Origin of the sequence: Lentzea albidocapillata subsp. violacea, assembly GCF_900100275.1 — a bacterium.
In the GTDB taxonomy this organism is placed as follows: domain Bacteria; phylum Actinomycetota; class Actinomycetes; order Mycobacteriales; family Pseudonocardiaceae; genus Lentzea; species Lentzea violacea.
Genome location: NZ_FNET01000005.1, coordinates 435,611 through 457,953, shown reverse-complemented (window position 1 = coordinate 457,953; position 22,343 = coordinate 435,611). Strand labels below are relative to the sequence as shown.

General features: G+C 68.9%; 21 protein-coding genes and 1 rRNA gene. 9 read left to right on the top strand and 13 right to left on the bottom strand.

Translation table 11 applies throughout. From position 1 onward, the window contains the following. The 7 genes from BLR21_RS15205 to BLR21_RS15175 all read right to left on the bottom strand — a co-directional run. Positions 1–193: ribosomal RNA gene (locus BLR21_RS15205) — 16S ribosomal RNA — on the bottom strand; the annotation flags it as partial. A gap of 397 nt (positions 194–590) precedes the next feature. After that, positions 591–1,718 carry a sensor histidine kinase gene (locus BLR21_RS15200; RefSeq protein WP_090006447.1) on the bottom strand — a complete coding sequence of 376 codons (1,128 nt, stop codon included), beginning with the start codon at positions 1,716–1,718 and terminating at the stop codon, positions 591–593. A 3-nt stretch (positions 1,719–1,721) separates the two neighbouring features. Continuing rightward, positions 1,722–2,405 carry a response regulator transcription factor gene (locus tag BLR21_RS15195; RefSeq protein WP_030474790.1) on the bottom strand — a complete coding sequence of 228 codons (684 nt, stop codon included), beginning with the start codon at positions 2,403–2,405 and terminating at the stop codon, positions 1,722–1,724. Between the two features lie 46 nt (positions 2,406–2,451). Further along, a complete protein-coding gene (locus BLR21_RS15190) occupies positions 2,452–2,685 on the bottom strand; it encodes an SPFH domain-containing protein (protein ID WP_256334694.1) in 234 nt (77 codons plus the stop codon). 155 nt (positions 2,686–2,840) lie between these two features. Beyond that, the gene (gene dxs / locus BLR21_RS15185) at positions 2,841–4,754 is read right to left on the bottom strand and encodes a 1-deoxy-D-xylulose-5-phosphate synthase (RefSeq protein ID WP_090006501.1); all 1,914 of its coding nucleotides are present in this window, start codon (positions 4,752–4,754) and stop codon (positions 2,841–2,843) included. Positions 4,755–4,816: 62 nt separating this feature from the next. Then, positions 4,817–6,022 (bottom strand): class I SAM-dependent RNA methyltransferase, encoded by a 1,206-nt coding sequence (locus BLR21_RS15180; RefSeq protein ID WP_090006446.1) that lies wholly within the window; start codon positions 6,020–6,022, stop codon positions 4,817–4,819. Continuing rightward, complete coding sequence (locus BLR21_RS15175; RefSeq protein WP_090006445.1) at positions 6,019–8,004, bottom strand: APC family permease; 1,986 nt, start codon at positions 8,002–8,004, stop codon at positions 6,019–6,021. Before BLR21_RS15175 ends, BLR21_RS15180 begins: the two co-directional genes overlap by 4 nt. Before the next feature lie 82 nt (positions 8,005–8,086). On the opposite strand from BLR21_RS15175, the gene BLR21_RS15170 reads away from it, so the two are divergent. The 4 genes from BLR21_RS15170 to BLR21_RS15155 are packed head-to-tail and all read left to right on the top strand — an operon-like array spanning position 8,087 to position 14,590. After that, positions 8,087–8,749 carry a potassium channel family protein gene (locus BLR21_RS15170; protein ID WP_090006444.1) on the top strand — a complete coding sequence of 221 codons (663 nt, stop codon included), beginning with the start codon at positions 8,087–8,089 and terminating at the stop codon, positions 8,747–8,749. After that, the gene (locus BLR21_RS15165; RefSeq protein WP_090006443.1) at positions 8,749–9,405 is read left to right on the top strand and encodes a potassium channel family protein; all 657 of its coding nucleotides are present in this window, start codon (positions 8,749–8,751) and stop codon (positions 9,403–9,405) included. Before BLR21_RS15170 ends, BLR21_RS15165 begins: the two co-directional genes overlap by 1 nt. 49 nt (positions 9,406–9,454) lie before the next feature. Next, a complete protein-coding gene (locus BLR21_RS15160; RefSeq protein WP_176929640.1) occupies positions 9,455–11,998 on the top strand; it encodes a LuxR C-terminal-related transcriptional regulator in 2,544 nt (847 codons plus the stop codon). Positions 11,999–12,040: 42 nt separating this feature from the next. Continuing rightward, the gene (locus BLR21_RS15155) at positions 12,041–14,590 is read left to right on the top strand and encodes a LuxR C-terminal-related transcriptional regulator (RefSeq protein ID WP_143027726.1); all 2,550 of its coding nucleotides are present in this window, start codon (positions 12,041–12,043) and stop codon (positions 14,588–14,590) included. Between the two features lie 375 nt (positions 14,591–14,965). Here BLR21_RS15155 and BLR21_RS15150 read toward each other — a convergent pair whose 3' ends face one another. Beyond that, entirely contained in the window at positions 14,966–15,736 is a 771-nt protein-coding gene (locus BLR21_RS15150; protein ID WP_090006440.1) for a DUF3159 domain-containing protein, read from the bottom strand. Further along, entirely contained in the window at positions 15,733–16,113 is a 381-nt protein-coding gene (locus tag BLR21_RS15145; protein WP_030474780.1) for an OB-fold nucleic acid binding domain-containing protein, read from the bottom strand. Before BLR21_RS15145 ends, BLR21_RS15150 begins: the two co-directional genes overlap by 4 nt. A gap of 69 nt (positions 16,114–16,182) precedes the next feature. Between BLR21_RS15145 and BLR21_RS15140 the strand changes: the two genes are divergently transcribed. Beyond that, positions 16,183–16,839 (top strand): alpha/beta fold hydrolase, encoded by a 657-nt coding sequence (locus BLR21_RS15140; protein WP_256334689.1) that lies wholly within the window; start codon positions 16,183–16,185, stop codon positions 16,837–16,839. Here BLR21_RS15140 and BLR21_RS15135 read toward each other — a convergent pair. Next, a complete protein-coding gene (locus BLR21_RS15135) occupies positions 16,836–17,450 on the bottom strand; it encodes a DUF3710 domain-containing protein (protein ID WP_090006438.1) in 615 nt (204 codons plus the stop codon). The genes BLR21_RS15140 and BLR21_RS15135 overlap by 4 nt on opposite strands. Before the next feature lie 4 nt (positions 17,451–17,454). Further along, positions 17,455–17,928, bottom strand: coding sequence for a dUTP diphosphatase (gene dut, locus BLR21_RS15130; RefSeq protein ID WP_030474777.1), 474 nt, complete (start codon positions 17,926–17,928; stop codon positions 17,455–17,457). A gap of 24 nt (positions 17,929–17,952) precedes the next feature. On the opposite strand from dut, the gene BLR21_RS15125 reads away from it, so the two are divergent. Further along, the gene (locus tag BLR21_RS15125) at positions 17,953–18,429 is read left to right on the top strand and encodes a DUF3093 domain-containing protein (protein WP_256334688.1); all 477 of its coding nucleotides are present in this window, start codon (positions 17,953–17,955) and stop codon (positions 18,427–18,429) included. Positions 18,430–18,492: 63 nt separating this feature from the next. Here the strand turns inward: BLR21_RS15125 and BLR21_RS15120 are convergent, their stop codons facing one another. Beyond that, positions 18,493–18,792, bottom strand: a complete 300-nt coding sequence (locus tag BLR21_RS15120) for a DUF4193 domain-containing protein (RefSeq protein ID WP_030474775.1) — start codon at positions 18,790–18,792, stop codon at positions 18,493–18,495. Between the two features lie 420 nt (positions 18,793–19,212). On the opposite strand from BLR21_RS15120, the gene cei reads away from it, so the two are divergent. Together cei and BLR21_RS15110 are read left to right on the top strand one after the other, a co-directional pair. Next, entirely contained in the window at positions 19,213–19,929 is a 717-nt protein-coding gene (gene cei / locus BLR21_RS15115; protein ID WP_090006436.1) for an envelope integrity protein Cei, read from the top strand. Between the two features lie 31 nt (positions 19,930–19,960). Then, the gene (locus tag BLR21_RS15110; protein ID WP_090006435.1) at positions 19,961–20,503 is read left to right on the top strand and encodes a hypothetical protein; all 543 of its coding nucleotides are present in this window, start codon (positions 19,961–19,963) and stop codon (positions 20,501–20,503) included. Between the two features lie 96 nt (positions 20,504–20,599). Here the strand turns inward: BLR21_RS15110 and BLR21_RS15105 are convergent, their stop codons facing one another. Then, positions 20,600–21,406, bottom strand: a complete 807-nt coding sequence (locus BLR21_RS15105; RefSeq protein WP_090006434.1) for an inositol monophosphatase family protein — start codon at positions 21,404–21,406, stop codon at positions 20,600–20,602. Positions 21,407–21,523: 117 nt separating this feature from the next. On the opposite strand from BLR21_RS15105, the gene ppgK reads away from it, so the two are divergent. Continuing rightward, complete coding sequence (ppgK, locus tag BLR21_RS15100; protein WP_090006433.1) at positions 21,524–22,285, top strand: polyphosphate--glucose phosphotransferase; 762 nt, start codon at positions 21,524–21,526, stop codon at positions 22,283–22,285. The last annotated feature ends 58 nt before the right edge of the window (positions 22,286–22,343 follow it).

Genomic DNA, 22,343 nt, shown 5'->3' with positions numbered 1-22,343 from the left:
AGATCATGCGATCCAGTGTCGTATCCGGTATTAGACCTCGTTTCCAAGGCTTATCCCAGAGTACAGGGCAGGTTACCCACGTGTTACTCACCCGTTCGCCGCTCGTGTACCCCGAAGGGCCTTACCGCTCGACTTGCATGTGTTAAGCACGCCGCCAGCGTTCGTCCTGAGCCAGGATCAAACTCTCCAATAAGGATTGTGTGATCGCTCCAGACGGAATATGTCTGGCATCTATCTTCTCAAAGGAATACCTCGACGAGGAGGTATTCATATATTACTGGCTGTGTTTCGGCACGCTGTTGAGTTCTCAAAGAACACGCGCACACCGCAGCTCATCTCCGAGGAGACTTACTTCCGGGGCTGTGTCAGGCTTAGAAGTCTTTCGCCGCACTCCGTTCCGGCTGTGTTTCCCGGCCCGTTCCGTGCTGGCATGGAGAAATTTACACGGGGCCCCCACGAGATCCAAATCGGGGGTCACGTACGGCGTAACCGCAGGTCAGACACCGCGCGGACGGCCCAAACCCGCCAAGATCGACGCAGAGTGTGACCGGGACCACGCCGACAATCTTGGCAGTGACACTCCGTGGGTCTCAGCGAGGTGCGGCCGGCAGGTGCACGGTGACCGACAGACCGCCGGTCGGCACGGCCACTGCCTGCGCAAACCCGCCATGAGCGGCCACCGCGGCACGCACGATCGAGAGCCCGAGACCCGTCCCGGACTGGCTGGTCCGGTCCTTGACCCCGCGGCGGAACGGCTCGAACAGCTCTTCCACGCGGTCCGGCGGGATCAGCGGACCGGACGACGACACCCGCAGTACGGACCACTGCGGCCCGCTCTCCACCACGGTCTCGATCCATCCGCCGACGTGGTTGTGACGGACGGCGTTCTCCAGCAGGTTGCCGGCGATCCGCTCCAGCAGTGCGGGATCCCCGATCGCGAGCGCCGGCACGCAACGGAACACCGTGCGCAGGTTGCGTGCCTCGGCCTCGGCCCGTGCGGCCCTCCACGCCGACTCGACCACTGCGGACAGGTCGACCGGCTCCCGCACGGCGAGCCCAATGCCGTCCGTGCGCGCGAGCAGCAGCAGCGCCGACACCAACTGCTCAGCACGCTCCCCTGCCGAACGCACGACACCGGCCATGCGTCGCAGCTCTTCGACGTCGGCATCCGGATCGGACAGAGTCACGTCCAGTTCGGTGCGCACCACCGAGAGAGGAGTGCGCAGTTCGTGCGATGCGTTCGCCACGAACCGGCGCTGCGAGTCGAAGGCGGCTTCCAGCCGGTCGAGCATCGCGTCGAACGTGTCCGCGAGTTCCGCGACCTCGTCGCGCGGGCCTTCCAGCCGCAACCGCGACCCCAGCGACTCAGCCGACAGCCGGCGGGCAGCCCCCGTCACGTCGTGCAGGGGCCTCAGGACACGGCCGGTGAGCGTCCACGTCAGCACCGCGGCGGCCACGACCATGCACGCGAACGCGATCAGCCCTGCTCGCAGCAGGTCCTGACGGGCGGCGGCCGTCAACGCGTCGGTCAGCACCTTCACGGTGACGGTGACGCCGTCGACCGTCACCTGGGTATCGGAGGGGAACGACGGCGACGAGTCGAAGACCCGCCCGACCAGCGTCCATCCGAGGAACAGCAGAACAGCGCTCACGACCGCGACGAGCGCGGTGGTGAGGAGCGTGATCCGAAGGCGAAGCCCTGGTCCGCGCCTTCGCATAGGTCAGTCCTCAGCAGATCCGTTCGAAGCACTCGGCACCCGGTAGCCGGAGCCCACGACGGTGTCGATGATGCCCGGTTCCCCGAGCTTCTTGCGCAACGTCATCACAGTTACGCGCACGGTCGTGGTGAACGGGTCGGCGTTCTCGTCCCACACGCGCTCAAGCAACTCCTCGCTGCTAACAACCGAGCCCTTGGCCGAGAGCAGCACCTCGAGGACGCCGAACTCCTTGCGGGTCAGCTCGATCGGCTGCCCGCCGCGCGACACCGTGCGCCGCGCCGGGTCCAGTTCCACGTCCTGGGCGGCCAGCAGCGGCGGCGTCGCAGGAGTCGCACGCCGGGCCAACGCCCGCACGCGCGCGACCAGTTCGGGGAACGCGAACGGCTTCGCGAGGTAGTCGTCCGCTCCCAGCGACAGCCCGGACACGCGATCCTCGATGGACCCGCTCGCCGTCAGCATCATGACCCTGGTGAGCGCGCCGGAGCTGAGGATCTCCTTGCACAGCTCGTCGCCGGACATCCCCGGCAGGTCGCGGTCGAGCACAACCACGTCGTACCGCGTGACGGTCGACTTCTCGTGCCCGGTCTCGCCGTCGTAGGCGACGTCCACGGCCATACCTTCACGCCTCAGGCCGCGAGCGATCGCGTCGGCCAGAGGCGCCTCGTCCTCGACTACCAGAATCCGCACGCTTCAAAGGTGCCATACCGACCTGAGAAGGCGCTTAACGACACCTTCACTTCCTGCGTGCAGGCCTGTCGACCACGACCGTCGAGGCGGTCTGAAGTGCGCGGATCTCCAGCAACGCCGGGTGCTCCTCCGCCAGCCGGGCCGCGTTCAGCAACGACCGCAGCGCCGCCGTCTCGCCTCGTGCCCGTTCCAGCGCCGCACGCCCCTCGGACGCCGCCACCAGCTCGGCCAGGGCGGCTCGGCGCAGCTCAGCGGGCATGACGACATCGCGCAGGGCCACATCGGCAACGGAGATCCCCCAGCTCTTCGGCGCGATGGTCCGGACAGGCCACGACCCCGGTCGGCGAGGCGGGGAACGGGAGTCCACAAGGGACTCACAAAGCTCCTCGCCCCCGTGTGCGACCGGGGTCGTGGCCGTCAGGATTTGACCGGAGGTCAGCCGACCTGTTTGTCCGCGGGCGCGTCAATTTCGACGGGCAGGCACTCCAGGCGAGCGGCCCACTCCGTCACGCGGCGTGCGACGTCCTGCGCGGTGATGCCGCACAACGCCAGCACCTCGCCACGCTCACCGTGGTCGTGGAACTGTTGCGGCAACGCGATGTCGCGCAACGGCACCTCGACGTCGGCATCGCGCAGGGCGGCCGCGAGAGAGGAACCGAAGCCGCCGTGGCGGCCACCGTCCTCAACGGTCACCACGAGCTTGTGCGACGCCGCCATCTCCACGAGGTCCACCGACATCGGGTAGATCCACCGCGGGTCGACCACCGTCACGCCGATGCCCTGGTCCTCCAGCCGTTGCGCGGCCTCGAGACCGAGCCCGCCCAACGCGCCGACCGTCACCAGCAGCACGTCGGAACCCGACCGCCTAAGCACGTCCACGGAACCCACGCGCTCCAACGCGGGCAGGTCCGGACCGACGGAGGCCTTCGGGTAGCGGATCACCGACGGCGCGTCCGAGATCGCCACGGCCTCCCGCAGCTCCTCGACCAGCGTGCCGGCGTCACGCGGCGCCGCCACGTGGACGCCGGGGATGACGCCCAGGATCGACATGTCCCACATGCCGTGGTGCGACGCGCCGTCCGGGCCGGTGACGCCGGCCCGGTCCAGCACGACCGTGACGCCCTGCTTGTGCAGTGCGACGTCCATCAGCAGCTGGTCGAACGCCCGGTTGAGGAACGTCGCGTAGACGGCCACGACGGGGTGCAGGCCACCGATCGCCAGTCCGGCGGCGGAGGTCAGCGCGTGCTGCTCGGCGATGCCGACGTCGAAGAACCGCTCCGGGAACGCCTTGGCGAACGGGTCCAGGCCGGTGGGCCCCTGCATCGCGGCGGTGATCGCCACGACGTCGGAACGCTCGCGGCCGACGTCCACCAGCGCGTCGGAGAACACATGCGTCCAGGTCCGGCTGGACGGCTTGACGTCCTCGCCGGTGATCGGGTCGATGACGCCGGTGGCGTGCATCTGGTCGGCCTCGTGGTTCTCGGCCGGCGCGAACCCCATGCCCTTGCGGGTGACCGCGTGCACGATCACCGGGCCGCCGAACGACTTGGCGCGCTGCAGTGCGGACTCCAGCGTCGCCATGTCGTGGCCGTCGACCGGGCCGATGTACTTGAGGCCGAGGTCCTCGAACATCGCCTGCGGCGCCAGCGCGTCCTTGATGCCGCGCTTGGCTGCGTGCAGGGCGGCGTAGAGCGGCTTGCCGAAGAACGGCGTCTGCTGCAGCGCGCTCTTGCCCTTCTCCAGCACGCGCTCGTAGCCGGGCCGCAGCCGCAGCGACGACAGGTGGTCGGCTAGACCGCCGATCGTCGGTGAGTACGAGCGGCCGTTGTCGTTGACCACGATCACGACCGGACGCGTGCTGTCCGCCGCGATGTTGTTCAACGCCTCCCAGCACATACCGCCGGTCAGCGCGCCGTCGCCGACGACCGCGACCACGTGGCCGTGGGCGCCGTTGATCTGCTTCGCCTTCGCCAGGCCGTCGGCGTAGGACAACGCCGTCGACGCGTGCGAGCTCTCCTGCACGTCGTGATCGGACTCCGTCCGCGACGGGTAGCCCGACATGCCGCCCTGCTTGCGCAGCCGGTCGAAGCCGTCACGACGGCCCGTGACGATCTTGTGCACGTACGACTGGTGACCGGTGTCGAACACGATCGGGTCCTGCGGCGAGTCGAAGACCCGATGCAGCGCCAGGGTCAGTTCGACGACACCCAGGTTCGGGCCCAGGTGCCCGCCCGTCTTGGACACCTTGTCGACCAGAAAACGCCGGATCTCCTCGCACAGCTGCGACAGCTGTGCCTCGTCCATCCGTTTCAGATCAGCTGGTCCGTGCACGGACTCCAGCAGGGTCACCACGCCCACCTCACTCCTGAAGACTTCGGCTCAGTCTACGGAGACGCGACTGAGACGCTGCCTCAGCTCGTCTCAGGGACGAGCAGGGCGATGCACTCCACGTGATGCGTCATCGGGAACGCGTCGAATGCGCGCAGATCAGCGAGCCGGTACCCCTGAACTGTGAATTCGGCCAGGTCGCGGGCCAGGGCGGCGGGGTCGCAGGCGACGTAGACGACCCGCTGCGGACGGCGCCGTGCGACTTCAGCCACAACGACCTTGCCGGCACCCTTGCGAGGGGGGTCGAGGACCACGACGTGAGGGTCTTCCACGGGCAGTTTGCGCGTCACGGCACGCTCCACCTTGTCCGCCACCCACTCGACCTGGGACATGCGGCGCAGGTTGCGCCGGCCGTCCTCCACGGCACCGGGGAAAGACTCCACGACCAGCACGGATCCGCTTTCGCCGACCTGCCGGCCGAGCACGGACGCGAAGAGCCCCGCGCCGCCGTAGAGGTCCCACGCGCGTTGCCCCGGGGTGGCCGCGGCCCACTCCCCCACGACGGACGCGAACGTGTCCGCGGCGGCCGGGTGGACCTGCCAGAAACCGTCCGCCGAAACTCGCCACTTTCGTTGGGCGGCGGTCTCGACGGCGGTACCTGTTCCGGCGCGTCGCACGGTGTGTCGGCCGCGCACCTCACCCACATGACGGTTGCCGTCACCGTCCTGGACGATCGTGAGCTCCTGCGCCCGCCACTTTCGGTCGGCCACCGCCTCGACCATGCCCGGCCGGGAGATCACACAGTGGTCGACCGGGATCACATCGTGGGAACGCAGGCCGCGGAAGCCCGGCGTTCCGTCACGGCCGACGGCCATCCGAATGCGGGTCCGCCACTCCAGCGGGCCGCCCGGCAGCGCCTCGACGACCACGTCGCGTTCGATCTTGGCGAGCCTCGCCAGCTGTTCGTGGACGACCTGGGCCTTCAGTTCCCGTTGCGCGTCCCACGACACGTGCTGGAAGTCGCAGCCGCCGCACATCCCCGGCCCGCTGAACGGGCACGGCGCCTCGACCCGGTCAGGTGACGCCTCCAGGATCTCCACGGCGTCCGCACGGCAGAACGACCCGCCGTTGTCCTCGTACACGGAGACCATGACGCGCTCGCCGGGCAGCGCGTGACGCACGAACAGAACGCGGCCCTCATGCCGTGCGACGAAATGCCCGCCGTGCGCGACAGGCCCCACTTCTACTTCGAACTTGCGTCCGGTCCAGTCTTCCTTGGTCGAGCTCATCGGTCGTCAAGTCCCCTTCGGACAGCGCCGGGTGCGATGACGTCCTTGTCTTTGACCTTCACCGAGGATTCGAGCTGCCACGGCACACTCGTCACCATCACACCCGGCTGGAAAAGCAGCCTTCCCTTGAGCCGCAACGCGCTCTGGTTGTGCAGAAGCTGCTCCCACCAGTGGCCGACGACGTACTCGGGGATGAACACCGTAACAACGTCGCGCGGGTTGTCCGTCCGCACGCGCTTGACGTAGTCGAGAACGGGCTTGGTGATCTCCCGGTAGGGGGACTCGATCACCTTCAGCGGGATCCTGAAGTTCTCCTTCTCCCACTCCGCGACGAGCTTGCGGGTGTCGCCGTCGTCGACGTTGACCGTGACGGCCTCCAGCACGTCCGGACGCACGGCCTTGGCGTAGGACAGCGCTCTGATCGTCGGCATGTGCAGTTTGGACACCAGCACCATCGCGTGGTTGCGCGCGGGCATCGTGCGCACGCGCTCCTGCTTGCGCAGTTCCTCGGCGACGGTGTCGTAGTGCTTGCGGATCGCCGTCATCAACGCGTAGATGGCGGCCATCGCGGCGATGGCGATCCACGCGCCCTTGGTGAACTTCGTGATCAGCACGATGATCAGCACGGTCGCGGTCATCACGAGACCGAACGTGTTGATCGCCTGTGAGCGCCGCATCCGCCGGCGCGCCTGCTCGTCGGTCTCGGTCTTCAGCAGCCGCTGCCAGTGCCTGATCATGCCGAGCTGGCTGAGCGTGAACGACACGAACACACCGACGATGTAGAGCTGGATCAGCCGGGTGACCTCGGCGTCGAACGCGATCACCAGCACGACCGCGAAGCCGGCCAGGAACAGGATGCCGTTGGAGAACGCCAGCCGGTCGCCGCGGGTGTGCAGCTGACGCGGCAGGTAGCGGTCCTGGGCGAGGATCGAGCCGAGCACGGGGAAGCCGTTGAACGCGGTGTTCGCGGCGAGCACCAGGATCAGCGCGGTGACGCCCGTGATGAAGTAGAAGCCGGGCGGGAACGTGTCGAACACGGCCGCGGCGACCTGGGCCACCATCGTCTTCTGCTCGTAACCGGGCGGCGCGTTCACGATCTGGTGCGCCGGCGACTCGGCCATCCGCACGCCCGTCAGCTGAGCGAGCGTGATCAGGCCCATCAGCATGACCACCGCGATGCCGCCCATCAGCAGCAGCGTCGTGGCGGCGTTGCGGGACTTGGGCTTGCGGAACGCGGGCACGCCGTTGCTGATCGCCTCGACACCCGTCAGGGCCGCGCAGCCGGACGAGAACGCGCGCATCACCAGGAACACGAACGCCAGGCCCATCAGGTGGTCCTGTTCGGCATGGATCTCGATGTTCGCGCTCTCCGCGCGCATCTCGTCGCCGAACAGGAAACCGCGGATGAGACCCCACAGGATCAGGCCGAAGATGCCGATCATGAACGCGTAGGTCGGGATCGCGAACGCGCTGCCGGACTCGCGGATGCCGCGCAGGTTGACCGCCGTCAGCAGGACGATCGCGACGACCGCGAACTCCGCCTTGTGCGTCGCGACGAACGGGATCGCCGACCCGATGTTCGCCGCCGCCGCCGAGATCGACACCGCCACCGTGAGGACGTAGTCCACGAGCAGGGCGCTCGCCACGGTGAGCCCTGCTCTGCGTCCGAGGTTGACGGTGGCGACCTCGTAGTCGCCACCGCCCGAGGGGTAGGCGTGCACGTTCTGCCGGTAGCTGGCCACCACGGTGAGCATCACCACGACGACCGCGACCCCAACCCACGGCGCCATGGCGTAGGCGCTCAGACCCGCCACCGACAGCACCAGGAAGATCTCCTCGGGCGCATAGGCGACCGAGGACATGGCGTCGGAGGCGAACACTGGGAGTGCCACGCGTTTGGGCAGGAGGGTGTGCGCGAGGCGATCACTGCGGAACGGCCGTCCGACCAGGAGGCGTTTGGCAGCGGTGGCGAGCTTGGACACGGCCAGAGCGTAAGGGGTCCGCTCACCGGGACGGGCTAATGCTCGGTAGGTTCTGCGGAGAGTTCGCCTGAGGAGGCATGTCGTGCACGTGGTGATCATGGGATGTGGCCGGGTGGGAGCGTCCCTGGCCAGGGCCCTGGAGCGACTCGACCACCAGGTCGCCGTGATCGACAAGGATGCGCAGTCGTTCCGCAGGCTGGGCAGCGACTTCCACGGACAGCAGGTCATCGGCAACGGTTTCGACCGCAATGTCCTGATCGAGGCCGGTGTCGAGCGCGCGGGCGCGTTCGCGGCGGTCTCCAGCGGCGACAACTCGAACATCATCTCGGCGCGGGTCGCGCGCGAGACGTTCGGTGTCGAGCACGTCGTCGCGCGCATCTACGACCACAAGCGCGCCGCGGTGTACGAGCGCCTGGGCATCCCGACCGTGGCGACGGTGCCGTGGAGCACCGACAGGTTCCTGCGGATGTTGCTGCCCGAAGGGGCGTCGACCGCGTGGCGCGACCCGTCCGGCACCGTGGCGGTGCTGCCGATCGAGGTCGACGAGGCCTGGGTCGGGCGGCCGGTGCGCGAGCTCGAAGAAGCGATCGGCGCGCGCGTGGCGTTCGTGATGCGCTTCGGCACCGGAGTGCTGCCGGACGCGAAGACCGTCGTGCAGGCCGACGACTCCATCTACGTGGCGGCGCTGTCCGGCACGATCACCGACGTCGCGGCGGCGGCGCTGCAGGCACCGGAGGAGAGCTGATGCGGGTCGCTATCGCCGGCGCGGGAGCCGTGGGACGGTCCATCGCGCAGGAGCTCGTCTCGGACGGGCACCAGGTGATGCTGATCGAGCGGGACCGGGCGCACTTCGACCCGAACTCCGTCGAGCAGGCGGAGTGGGTGCAGGCCGACGCGTGCGAATTGTCCTCTTTGGAGGACGCGGGCATGCAGCTGTGCGACGTGGTGATCGCCGCGACCGGTGACGACAAGGTCAACCTAGTGGTGTCGCTGCTGGCCAAGACGGAGTTCGCCGTCCGACGGGTCATCGCGCGCGTGAACGACCCGGCGAACGAATGGCTCTTCACCGAGTCGTGGGGTGTCGACGTGGCCGTGTCGACGCCACGGCTGTTGGCAGCCATGGTCGAGGAGTCCGTGACGATCGGCGACGTCGTGCGCCTCATGACGTTGCGGCAGGGGCAGGCGAACCTCGTGGAGATCACGCTCGACGAGTCGACGCCGTTCGCCGGCCGGGCGGTCTCGGAGCTGTCGATGCCGCGGGACGCCGCCCTGGTGACGATCCTGCGCGGCGGGCGGGTCATCGTGCCGCAGCCGGACGACACCCTCGAGGGTGGTGACGAGCTGTTGTTCGTCACCACGGCTGCCGTCGAGCAGGACATCAAGAGCGCTCTGGGGTACTAGGCCGCCTTCCGCCGCGTATCTGCGCAGCGGAGGCGGGCACCTACTTCCTGTGAGCGATCAGCTGCCCCTGGTCGGGCGCGAGGAAGAGCTGCGGACCACGCTGCGGGCGTTGGCCGTGGACGGCGCGGTGCTGCTTTCCGGTCCTCCGGGCGTGGGAAAGACACGGCTGGCGTTTGAGGCGCTCGCCGCCGTGCCGCACCCTGTCGTGCGCTGTTACGCCACGGTGGCCACGTCCCGGATTCCACTCGGCGCGCTCGGGTCGCTCGTGCCCACCGACCTGCCCGCCTCACAGGGTTCGATCCTGTCGTCGTCGGTGCGCGCGGCCGCCGAGCATCTCTCTCGTGGCGGGCGGCGGGTGTTGTCGGTCGACGACGCGCACCTGCTCGACGACGCGTCGTTGCTGGTGTTGCAGCACCTTGTGCGCCACCGGCTGATGCGAGTCATGTGCACCGCACGGCCGGGTTGGGGCATGGAGGGGTTGACCGTCGTCGCGGTCGGCGCGCTGGATCAGGAACGCGCGGACGCGTTGCTGGCGGCGGCTCTCGGTGGGCCGGCCGATGCCTCGACACGGCACCTGGTGTGGGCGAACAGCCGTGGGAACCCGTTGTACCTCAAGGAACTCGTCGCGACGGGCCGGCACTGCGGCGCGTTCACCGAGACCGAGGGCGGGTGGAACTGGAGCGGGCCGCTGGAGCTGTCCGGGCGGCTCGCCGAGCTCGTCGACCTGACGCTGGGCCGGCTCGGGGATCCGCAACGGCGAGCGCTGGAGTTGCTCGCGTACGGCGAACCGCTCGAAGCCGGGTTGATGTCCGTACCGCAGGACCTCGTCGACATGGGGTTCGTGCGCGTCGGTGACGACGGACGGGCACGCGTCGCTCATCCGCTCTACAGCGCGCGCCTGCGAGCCACCTGTCCGACGTTGCGCGCACGTGCACATAGGCGCGCGTTGGCCGATCGGCTGGAGGCGGAGGGCGCCGGCCGTCCCGGTGACGCGCTGCGCGTCGCGACGTGGCGGCTCGACAGCGGGACGGCCGAGTCGCCCGACCTGCTGGCGCGGGCCGCCGAGCAGGCACTGTCCGCTCAGGACTGGGAACTCGCCGAACGGCTCGCACGAGCAGCCGTGGCCCGTGGGGCGACATCGCGCGTGGGGCTCGTGCTGGGTCTGGTGCTGATGTACCAGCGTCGGTGCGCGCAGGCCGAGGAAGTGCTCGCCGAGACCATGGCGGCGGGCGGCGACACGCTGACGTTGATGCAGGCCGGCTGTACGCGCGCGTTCAACCTGTTCTTCGGCCTCGGTGACGAGGACGCCGCCGTGGCCGTGCTGGATCTCGTGACGGCACGGACGCTGCCCGCCGAACTGGAACACGCCGTGCTGTTCTTCTCGCTGACGTTCGCGCTGGAGGCCGCGCCGTTGCAGATCGCACGCCTGGGCGGTGAGCTGCTGCTCGCCGAGGGCGGCTGGGCGGCGACGGCGGGACGGCAGGTGCTGGCGTTCGCGGACCAGTTCGCGGGCCGCTACACCGAGGCCATCGCACGGATCGAGGACAACCACAGGGCCGTGATAGCGACGGCGGGGCGGTTCCCGTCGTTGACGAACGCGGCGAACGGCGTGCGCAACGAGAGCATGCTGCGGGCCGGTGACCTGGTGGAGGCCGAGAGGCGGGCCGCACAGGCGCTCGCCGAGGTGATCGAGGAGGACCGCTGGTCGGTCACCCAGGTGCCGCCGCGGGTGCTGCTGAGCCAGAGCGCACGGTTGCGCGGGAACGCCGCGTCGGCCGTGCGGATCACCGCCGAGGGCGTGCCGGACCCGGCCGCGCCGCCGATGATGTGGGACGTGCTGCTGCTGGCCGAGTTCGCGGCCGGTGCGGCGTTGCGAGGGCAGTCGGATCGCGCATTTCGAGCCTTGGCACGTGCGGAGGCCGGCTTGCGGCCCGCGTGGCGTATCGCGCAGTTCGCCGTAGGGGCCGCACGGTCGTGGGTGCTTGCGGGCGCTGGGCGCGTCAACGAGGCGATGCAGGCCGCTCTGGACAACGCGGTTTCGGCAAGGGAACACGGCGCGCATTCCGAGGAGATCGGGTCGCTGCACGACGCCGCACGGTTCGGTGCGGACACCTCGCCTCGTCTGCTGGAGCTCGCGAAGTCGCGCAAGGAACCGCTCACGGCCGCGTACGCCTCGCACGCCCAGGCGCGCGTGTTGCGTGACCCGGCGGGGCTGGAGGAGGTGGCGGCGGCGTTCACGGCGTGCGGTGCCACGTTGTACGCGGCCGAGGCGCTCGCGGAGGCCAGCAGGCTGTCGCGCCTGCACGACCGGCCCCGTGCAGCGGACCGGCTGGAACGGCAGGCGGCGGCGCTCGCGGAGACGTTCGACGGCGCGACCACTCCCGGTCTCATGGTGACGAGCACCCTCGCCGCGTTGACGCCACGTCAGCTGGAAATCGCGCGTCTCGCCGTGGCCGGACTCACGAACGTGGAGATCGCCGAACGGCTGGCGATCGCCAAACGGACCGTGGACAACCATCTGCACACCACGTACGCGGCAGTGGGCGTGACGGGACGGGGCGGCTTGCGCGAGTTGTTCGGCCACGGCGCGTAAATCGATGTGCGCGGTGAGCCGGACCTCGGCACACTGCGAGTCGTGTGGCCGTTCGTGGGCAGGGTGCGGGAGCTTGAGGACGTGATGTCCGCGCTCACGTCAGGCAACGGCGCCGCGCTCGTCGGACCCGCCGGTGTGGGCAAGACGCGGCTCACGGACGAGGTAGTAGCACGGCTGGAGCACTCCGGTCTCGCCGTGCGGCGCTGTTACGCGACGGTGGCGACGTCGGCCATCCCGTTCGGGGCGATGGCCGCGATGCTGCCCGCTGACATGCGCACGGCGAACCCGCTCGGTCGTGCCGTGGAGCACCTTCTGTCCGAACAGCAGCCGTTGGTGATCGTGGTGGACGACGCGCATCTGCTGGATGACGCCTCCATCGCGTTGCTGAGTCACGTGATCCGGCACGGACACGCACGGGTGCTCGTGACTTCACGGCCGGGTGAAAGCACTGAGTTGTGGCAGGAGGGGCTGCTGCGCCGGTACCCGCTCGGCGACCTGTCGCGCGCCGAGTCCGGCCTGCTGCTCGAACAAGCGCTGGGCGAGCCGGTCGACACGCGGTCGGCGTCGCTGCTGTGGTCCGCCAGCGCGGGAAACCCTTTGTACCTCAGGGAACTCGTCATGTCGGGGCGCGCGTTGGGGACGTTGCGCTCAGACGACGGCATCTGGTCGTGGCACGGCGCGATCGAGCTCGGCGGGCGGCTCGCGGAGCTCGTGCGGTCCAACCTCGGCCGGCTGGAACGGTCGCACCGGCACGCGCTGGAACTGCTCGCTTGTTCCGAGCCGGTGGAACTGGACCTGCTGGCGTCGCTCGTGCGCGAGGAGACGCTGGACGACCTGGAGACGCGCGGGTTGATCCGTGTCGTGCCCTCAGGACGTCGCACGGTCGTGCGCCTCGGACACCCGTTGTACGGCAGCCTGCTTCGTGCGACGTGCCCGACGTTGCGCGCGCGGGCGCACCAACGCGCGCTGGCCACCGCTCTGGAGGCAACGGGCGCACGCCGCCGTGAAGACCTCATGCGTATCGCCACGTGGCGGCTCGACGGCGGCGCACCCATCTCGGTGACCCTGCTCGCCGCGGCCGCCGAACAGGCCTGGGCCGCGCAGGACGTGACGCTCGCCGAACGCCTCTGCCGCGCCGCCGTCGAGGCGGGTGGCCTGAACCGGGTCGGACACGTGTTCGGCCAGGTGCTGATGCACGGCCACGAGCCGTCGCAGGCCGAAGCGACACTCGCCGACGTGATGGCCGGCCCGCTGTCGGCGGAGGACCTGAGCCGCCTCGCCGCGACCCGCTCGATGAACCTGCACTTCGGCCTCGGCGACGCGGACGCCGCCGCCGCGATGCTCGACTCCGTAGACGTCCCCGGCCTCCCAGCGGACGTACACGAGTGGCTGCAGGTCGTCCGGGTCATCCTGGACGCACAGCACCATCACGTGGCAACGGTCCTCGAACGCACCTATCGGCCCGTGGCACCGCATCTTTCCGTCCACATGCGACGCACCAGAGCGTTGTGCCTCCTGCACGCGGGCCGCTATCGCGAGGTCGCGCAGGAGATCACCGCCTACGAGGCTCTGGAGGACCCTGCCGAACCGGACGACGGCGCACTGCGCATGCGGTGCTTCGCATTGGCGTTCGCCGGCCATCTCGCCGAGGCGGAAGCCCTCGCGCTGACGATGTACGACCGATCGTTCGACGATCTGGCGTTCACAGGCGCGACATCGCTCTACAGCGTGCTGTCGTTCTGCGCGCGCATGCGAGGCAACGGCTCCCAAGCCCTGCGCCTGGCCCGCGAAGGCAGCCCGAAGTCCCCCGCGAGTCCCCTGATCTTCGACGTCATCGCCTTGGCGAACCTGGCCGGGGCCGCGGCGGTCTGCGGCGAAGTCACCCTGGCCCAGCAGACCCTGGCCCGCGCCGAGAAGGCACGCCGCCCCGCCTGGCGCCGGATCGGGACCACGGTCTCGGTGACGCGCTCCTGGGTTCTGGCGAGCACCGGTGACATCCGCGCAGCCGCAGACGCAGCCATGGCCGCCTCCGACGAATGTGCCGAACTGGGCATGCACTGCAGCGAGGCCATGGCACTGCACGATGCCGCCCGCTACGGCGTGGACACGTCCCTGCGCCTGACGGCCCTCACAGCCGTTATGGACGACCCGATGACGAAGGCCTACGCCTCACACGCGACCGCCCTCGCCCACGCCGCACCAACCGCCCTGGAAGCCGCCGCAACAGACTTCCAGCGCATCGGCGCCACCCTCTACGCCGCCGAGGCCCTGGCCGCCGCCACCCGCCTGCACCGAACCCAGGGCAACGCCCGCGCCGCCTCCCAGGCCTCCGCCCGGCAGGCCCTCCTGATGCGCGACTTCGACGGCGTTTACACCCCGGTCCTGCGCGCCGGCGACCTCACCCACCTGACCCGCCGCCAGGCCGAGGTAGCCCACCTCGCCACGTCCGGACTCACCAACCAGCAGATCGCCGAGCGGCTGCACACGTCCAAACGCACCGTCGACAACCACCTGCACGCGATCTACGGGGTCCTCGGTGTGACGGGCCGCGATGAACTGCGCACCGTGCTGGGCCCGTCCCGGACCAACTGATATCCAATATATCGCGCCTCGACATGGTCGAAGATTCCCTTACGGCCACATCGCCACTGGTCAGAGCCCCGAAGCCGACCCTCACCGGGCCGTCGCCACCACCTGACCCACCCATTGCAATGAGTCTTTTGACTTCGTCCGCAAACGTTTTTTGCATCCGGTGGACCACGAGGCGAACAGAAATCGGCATCTGCGCGGCTTCATGGGCGAACACTTCGCGGCCGAAACCTCTCCAGCGGATCCCCACCCCGTCACTGTCGAACGGGTTGGCGCCGAAGGTGCCCATGGCTGGCCTACTCGATCATTGCGACACGACCGGAAACGACACGGCCGGTGCCCCTGAGAGGAGGCACCGGCCGCGAAGCGTGGAGCGGGTCAGTCTCTGGACTTGTCGCGGGACTCGGCGTCGACGACGCGCTTGAGTTCGTCCATGTCCGGGGTGAGCAGGTCGTCGGCCGTGCGTGCGAGCACTGCCTCCGTCGCCGCTTCGGCATCCGCCGCGGCCCTGGCCTCGGCGGCCTCCTCGGCCGCCTTGAGGCGCTTGTCCGCGCGGCGGACCGCCCAGACCGTGGCGAGCAGCGCGATGGCCATCAGCGGGTAGCCCATACCGAGACGGGCGACGGCGAGCCAGCCGACCTGGTCCTCGTCGTAGAGCCAGCGCTGGACCACGAAGCGGGCGAAGAACACCAGGGCCCACACGAAGGTCGCGATGTCGTAGTCGCGGACCGAGGCCTTGTCGTCGCGCCAGGAGCGGTCTCTGCCGTTGAGGAACGTCCAGATCACGCCGGCGAGCGGCCAGCGCACGATGATCGACAGCAGGAACGCGCTGCCGTACACGACGCTCTGCCAGATGCCGAAGAGGAAGAAACCCTTGGCCTCGCCTGTCTTGTACGCGATGAACGCCGCGATGCCCACGCCGAAGACGGCGGAGATCGCGGGCTGGATGGTGCCCTTGCGCACGGCCAGGACCACGCCGATGACGACGGCGGCGGCGAGCGAGCTGATGATCGCGGCCATCAGGTTCTTGGTCGTGAAGTTGACGATCACGAAGACGAGCACGGGCAGCGACGAGTAGAGCATTCCGCTCACGCCGCCCATCTGCTCTAGGACGGTGGGCTGCTTTTCTTCGGTCTTGACTGAAGTCATGAAGCGTTCTGCAACTCGTAATAGGGGTTGTAGAGCACCTTGCGCCCGTCGCGCACGGCGATGCGGCCTCGGGCCTTGATCGTCCGACCAGGCTCGATTCCCGCGATGCGACGGCGGCCGAGCCAGACGAGGGTGACGCCCTCGGTGCCGTCGTAGAGCTCGGCTTCCAGTGTGGCGGCCGCGTCCCGGGGGCAGAGCTCCACACTGCGGAGCCTTCCGAGGACCGTGACCTCCTCACCGGACTTGCAGTCGCAGGCCTTCACCGCGCCGACGGCCTCCGCTTTTCGCGACAGGTCGTCCGCGTCGAGCTCGGTCACGTCGCTGGTCAAGCGACGTACCAAGCGGCGCCAATAGCCGCTCATCCCCGACTCCTGCATTGCTCAGGTGGCCCCGTGGTGTGGACCGTCTGACAGTGAGGGTACGCACGGGCAACGACAATCTCGGGCGTGCCTGCCGAGACTGTGCTTCTCCTGCCCGGAACCGCCTCTGACGAGGTATTCGTCCGTTCCGTGTTCACCGAGCCGTTGTCGCAGGTCGGTGCCGTTCTCACCGCACCACGTGTCCGCACACTCAGTGAACGGTTGACGGCTCTCGAAAATGCCCCGGCAGGCCACCCGATCGTGGTGGGTGGTGTCTCGCTGGGCGCGCACGTCGCCGCGCGGTGGGCGGTGGCCAACCCGAACCGGTGCTCCGGCCTGATTCTGGCGCTTCCGGCGTGGACCGGTGCTCCGGACGAGGCGCCGGCGGCGCTCGCGGCCAAGGCGAGCGCGCAGATCGTCAGGTCCCAGGGCCTCACGACGGCGCTCGCCGGCACGACCGGCTGGCTGCACGACGAACTGACGAGGGCCTGGCACGGCTACGGCGACCTGCTCGTGCCGCACCTCGAAGAAGCCGCCGAGTCGCTCGCGCCGACGCTCGACGAGCTGAAGTCGCTGGACGTGCCGACGGGCATCGTCGGGTGCACCGATGACCCGGTACACCCGATCGCAGTCGCGCGGGCATGGGCCGAAGCCATCCCGCGCGCCGTGCTCGTCACAACGACGCTGGACGCCTACCCGCACGCGTTGGGGCGTGCGGTGCAGGCGTGGCAGCAGGCGCGTTAGCCCTGCTGCTGGATGTGCCGGGCGATCGCTTCCGGCAGCTCGACCGGCAGCGGGGTGCGGGGCGGCATCGGCTGCTCGCCGCGCACGACCACGGTGCCGCGCAACATCTCGCGCAGCGCCTGCGAGTTCTGCTCGAAGTGCTCTTCGGGTCCGGCCGCGACGCCGCGCAGCATCCAGCGCGGGCCGTCGACGCCGACGAAGAGGATCTGCACGCCCTGGTTGCGCGCGGTGATCTCCTCGCCCCACTCGCCGTTCTCGCGGTTGATGCGGGCGCCGTCCTCCTTGAGGCCGTCGATCAGCTCGGCGCCGACCTCCCGCCACAGACCGCCCGACTTCGGCGCGGCGAACGCGCTGACCGTCAGCTGGCCGACGGACGTGAGGACGTGCACGGCACGCACGGAGCCGTTCTGCTGATCCATCTCGACCTGCAGCTGGGCCTCGTCCGGCATCGGGAGCTGCACCGATCCCAGGTCGAGCCGCTCCACGTCGTCCTGGGGAGCGACCGTCGAGTCCCACGGGCCGTCGACGTCGTCGAGGACCTCGTCGTGCTCCGGACCGGTCTCGACCGCCCCCGAGGAGTGACGACCGCGCTTGCGGCGCCTTCCGAACATGCCCCTACCCCTCCGCCTTCATCCGGGCGAGCACCACGTGCCCGCCGGTCGAGCCATAGCCTCCCGCACCGCGTTCCGTTTCCGGCAACTCGGTCACCTCGCGGAACACCGCGCGCTCGACGCGTTGCACGACGAGCTGGGCGATCCGGTCTCCACGTGACAGCACGATCGGCTCACGGAGATCATGGTTCACGAGGCAAACACGAATCTCACCGCGGTAGCCGGAGTCGATCGTGCCGGGTGTGTTCACCACGCTCAGCCCGACTCGCGCGGCCAGGCCCGACCGCGGGTGGACGAAGCCCGCGAAGCCGTCGGGCAGCGCGATGGCGACACCGGTGCCGACCACGGCGCGCTCTCCTGGTGGAATGACCACGTCCGACGTGGTGACCAGATCTGCGCCCGCGTCGCCATGACGGGCGTAGGCGGGCACGGGAACCCCCGGATCGAGCCGGGTCAGCAACACCTCGACGCTGGACACGGCGGCCGAGATTACCCTGACGACGTGAGTGAGACTGCCGTGACCGCCACTACGACCTTCCGCGAACGCCTGTACGTGACGTGGTGGATCTGGCCGCTGCCGCTGCTCGCGGCCGCGTTGCTGGCCGCCGAGGTGCACATGGGCTTCCCCGGCGTCAGGTCCTGGCTGCCGTACGTGATCCTGCTCCCCCTGACGGCCGTCCTGATCGCGAAGATGGGGTCGACGAGGGTGGAGGTCGCCGACGGCGAGCTGCGCGCGGGTGACGCGCACATCCCGCTGGAACTGCTCGGCGACGTCGAGATCATCGCCCCCGAGGACCGCCGCCGGGCCATGGGCCGCGAACTCGACCCGGCGGCGTTCGTCGTGCACCGGGGCTGGGTCAAGCCGCTCGTGCGGGTGCGCGTGACCGACCCGGAGGACCCGACGCCCTACTGGGTGATCAGCACGCGCCGCCCCGACGAGCTCGCCGCCGCGATCAAGTCCGGAGAAACACGGTCCTGAGAAAACACAACTGGGCGCCACCCGTGAGGGTGAGCGCCCAGTTCTTTCTTCGGCGGACTGAACTCAGGCGCAGTCCCGGCAGATGTACGTGCCGCCGTTGTCCTCGGCGAGCCTGCTGCGGTGGTGCACCAGGAAGCACTTCGAGCACGTGAACTCGTCGGCCTGCTTGGGCAGGACCTTGAACGTGAGCTCCTCACCGGACAGGTCGGCGCCCGGAAGCTCGAAGTTCTCCGCGCTCGCGTCCTCGTCGACGTCGACGACGCCGGACTGCGTCTCGTTCCGCCGGGCTTTCAACTCCTCGAGGGAGTCCTCAGCGAGTTCGTCCGCCTCGCTGCGACGCGGCGCGTCGTAGTCGGTCGCCATCTTCTTCACCCCTGCGGTCTACGGAGACTGTTCGTGTCGCTGGTTAACGCTCCAGCGACCTCTTTTGTGCCCCACGTCAAGGTGACGTAGGTCTCGCACACCCGGCGGGCAAGCCAACCCCCTTGACGTGACCGTCGGCTTGATCGAAATGTGTGCGGAGCGCGCAGAGGGTAGCTCATTGCCGGAGTGCCTCAGCATCGGGTTACCCCTTACCGACCGGACGGGTGACACAACCTTTCTACGCAGGACCGATACCCTGTGCGGGAGCACGCGTGCTCCGGCGTGCAACCTGACGCCGGGCCGGTACCGTCCTGACTGTGAGCAATCACGACGGTGCAGTGGGTCACGCCCGTCAGGGCGCGCATCAGCCTGGTTGGGCCTAGGCTGATCTCAGGGACGGATCACGGGGAGGGCTCGGACGTGGGATCCGCATCGGGAAGCTTGACGCCTTACAAGAGGCGTCGGCCCGTGCCCGCGCTCGTCCTGTTCGCGGTGCTGTTGGTCAGTTCCGTGTTCGTGTGGATCAAGGTCCTCGGCAACGCGAGCGACGTGGACGCGGCCATCAAGTGCAATGCGCCCGGCAACGTCACGACATCGGTGAGCGCACCGGCTGATCCGGCTGCGGCCTCGACGCCGCAGGCCCCGCCGCTGGGCACCGTCCTGGAGCACGACGCGCTGGACCGCACGAACCCGGTGCCGGTAGGCGAGGTCAACTTCAAGGTCGTCAACGCCTCGACGCAGCGCAACCACGCGAAGGCCGTCGCGACGATGTTCACCGAACTGGGCCTGAAGCAGGCGGCCGAACCCGACAACGACGCGATCTACCCGGCGGGCGACATGACCTGCCGCGGCCAGATCCGCTTCGGCGCGCCCGGCGCGTCGGCGGCCAGGACCCTGTCGCTGCTGGAACCGTGCCTGGAACTCGTGCGCGACGACCGCCAGGACGCCACCGTCGACATCGCGATCGGCAAGAAGTTCGACGAGGTCAAGCCGAACAGCAGTGTGCGCAAGGTCCTCGACCAGCTCAGCGAGTGGGCGGCGCAGCAGCCGGAACAGCAGGGCGGTCAGGTCGCCGCGGCCGCCCCGCCGACGCTCAACGCCGACAACCTGGCCGGCGCACGCGACGTGACCTGCTGACTCCCGCTCGGCCGCGCGCTACCTTGCGCGCATGGGGCTAGATCTTCTTCCGGACGAGCACGTCCTGTGGAAGGGCAAGCCGGCACATCACTCGGTCTTCTTGAGCCTGGACGTGAAGTGGATCAGGTTCAGCCTCAGGTTCGACGCCGTCAAGATCGCGCTCGTGGCGGGGTCGGTCCTTCTGATGCGCGGGTGGTCGGACTTCCTCGACAGCTGGTCCACCGCCCTCTTGGTGTTCGGCGCGTTCGTCGTGCTCGAACTTCTCTACCTGGCCGAGCCGTTCCTCTGGCGCTATCGGACCCTGCGTCGCACGACCTACTACGTGACCGACCAACGCGTCGTGTCCGTTCCCGGAAGGCGGGCGCGGTCGGTGAAGCTCGCCGACATCGACGACCTGACCTTCGCCGAGGAACCGGATGGCACCGGATACATCAGGCTCGACCGGCGGGTCATGCCCGACGGCTACGGCACCCGAACGGTCGCCGAACTGATCCACCTCCCGGACGTGCGCCAGGTCGTCACCCTGCTGTCAACGTTGACGGGCCTCCCTGAATCAACGTTGATTCAACGTTGATCGGATCCGCTCGCGGACCCCTTATGCAAAATACGTTTGCGGACGTCCGCAAACGTATTTTGCATAACCGATATATTAGCGTTCTGACCTGCGCTTTCAGACCTTGCCGTAGCCGGACTCGACGAGCGCGCTGTGCATGGCGTCGGCGATGCCGGGCGCCGCGGCGAACGTCGCGTCCTCCCCCAGTTCGGGCGATGAGCCCGGCAACCGCACGACCGCGCCGGCCTCCGCGGCGATCAGTCCGCCGGCCGCCCAGTCCCACCGGCCGAGGCCGTGCTCCGTGTAGGCGTCGAGCCGCCCGGCCGCCACCGAGCAGAGGTCCAGCGACGCCGCTCCGGCCCGCCGCAGGTCGCGGACCCGACCCGCCATCCGGGCCCAGGCGTCGGCCTGACGCTGACGCCGCTCCGGCCGGTAGGCGAACCCGTACCCCAGCAACGAGAGAGACAAGTCGGTCGTCGAGGAGACGCGCAACGGCGAACCGTCGAGAAACGAGCCGTACCCGCGTGCGGCGGTCCACATGCGGCCGGTGGCGGGCTCGAACACCGCGCCCGCGACAGACTCACCGTCGAGCTGTGCGGCGATCGACACCGAGTACCAGGGGATTCCGTAGAGGTAGTTGACGGTGCCGTCGATGGGGTCGACGACCCACGTCAGGCCCTCGACGACGGCACGACCGTCAAGGCCGCCCTCCTCCTCGCCGAGCACGGGCTCGCCGGGGCGCAACTCGGACAGACGCGTCCGGACGAGTTGTTCCGAGGCGCGGTCCGCCGCGGTCACCACGTCCGTCGAAGTGCTCTTGGTGTCGAACGAGACGACCGCGGAAGCACGCATGCGCTGAACAAGAGCACCCGCTTCCCGTGCGATGGCCGTCGCGGTATCGACGAGTGGCCGGGGATCGAACACGACCGGTTCCCTCCTGCGTCACTAGCACGGGACTATCGGGCAACGTCAGGCTAATGTCTGCGCACCACAGGTGTACTGAATCGAAACCAGCAGGATCTAGTAGGAAGGACCACGGGGATGGGCATCACCCGCGGGTTCGGTGTGGACATCGGCGGCTCCGGCGTCAAGGGCGGCCTGGTCGACCTCGAGGCAGGAGCACTGGACGGCGAACGCATGCGGATCCCCACGCCCCAGCCTTCGACACCGGAGGCGGTGGCGGAGGTCGTCGCGGAGATCGTCGAGAAGTTCCAGTGGGACGGCCCGGTCGGCATCACGCTGCCGTGTGTGGTCAAGCACGGTGTGGCCCTCAGCGCCGCGAACGTGGACAAGGGCTGGATCAACTGCGACGCCCAGCAGCTCTTCGCCGCGCGCCTCGAGCGCAGGCCCGAGGACATCGTCGTGATGAACGACGCGGACGCGGCCGGTATCGCGGAGATGTCGTTCGGCGCGGGCGTGGGCAAGAACGGCACTGTGGTCCTGCTGACGTTCGGCACGGGTATCGGCAGCGCGGTGTTCCTCGACGGCAAGCTCGTCCCGAACACCGAGTTCGGCCACCTCCAGGTCGACGGGCACGACGCGGAATCGCGCGCGGCCGCCTCCGTGAAGGAGGAGAAGGACCTGTCCTGGGAGGAGTGGACGCCCAGGGTGACGCGGTACATCAACGTGCTCGAGGACCTCATCTGGCCCGATCTCGTCATCGCCGGTGGCGGTGTGAGCAAGAAGGCGCACAAGTGGTTGCCGTTGCTTGAGGTCCGCACCGAAGTGGTCGCTGCCGCGCTGAAGAACGACGCCGGAATCGTGGGCGCCGCATGGGCCGCCGAGCACGGCGTCAGGCCGTAGTGAGCGTTCGACACCGAAACGTGTCCGACTCGATCTAGCTGCGGGAACGCAGGTGAGA

Excerpts from the sequence above, each read along its gene's own strand:
- BLR21_RS15135 (WP_090006438.1), bottom strand. The coding sequence starts at position 17,450 with ATGTTCGGAAGGCGCCGCAAGCGCGGTCGTCACTCCTCGGGGGCGGTC.
- BLR21_RS15165 (WP_090006443.1), top strand. The coding sequence starts at position 8,749 with ATGCGGGTCGCTATCGCCGGCGCGGGAGCCGTGGGACGGTCCATCGCG.
- BLR21_RS15200 (WP_090006447.1), bottom strand. The coding sequence starts at position 1,718 with ATGCGAAGGCGCGGACCAGGGCTTCGCCTTCGGATCACGCTCCTCACC.
- ppgK (WP_090006433.1), top strand. The coding sequence starts at position 21,524 with ATGGGCATCACCCGCGGGTTCGGTGTGGACATCGGCGGCTCCGGCGTC.
- BLR21_RS15180 (WP_090006446.1), bottom strand. The coding sequence starts at position 6,022 with ATGAGCTCGACCAAGGAAGACTGGACCGGACGCAAGTTCGAAGTAGAA.
- BLR21_RS15150 (WP_090006440.1), bottom strand. The coding sequence starts at position 15,736 with ATGACTTCAGTCAAGACCGAAGAAAAGCAGCCCACCGTCCTAGAGCAG.
- BLR21_RS15110 (WP_090006435.1), top strand. The coding sequence starts at position 19,961 with ATGGGGCTAGATCTTCTTCCGGACGAGCACGTCCTGTGGAAGGGCAAG.
- BLR21_RS15145 (WP_030474780.1), bottom strand. The coding sequence starts at position 16,113 with ATGCAGGAGTCGGGGATGAGCGGCTATTGGCGCCGCTTGGTACGTCGC.
- BLR21_RS15120 (WP_030474775.1), bottom strand. The coding sequence starts at position 18,792 with ATGGCGACCGACTACGACGCGCCGCGTCGCAGCGAGGCGGACGAACTC.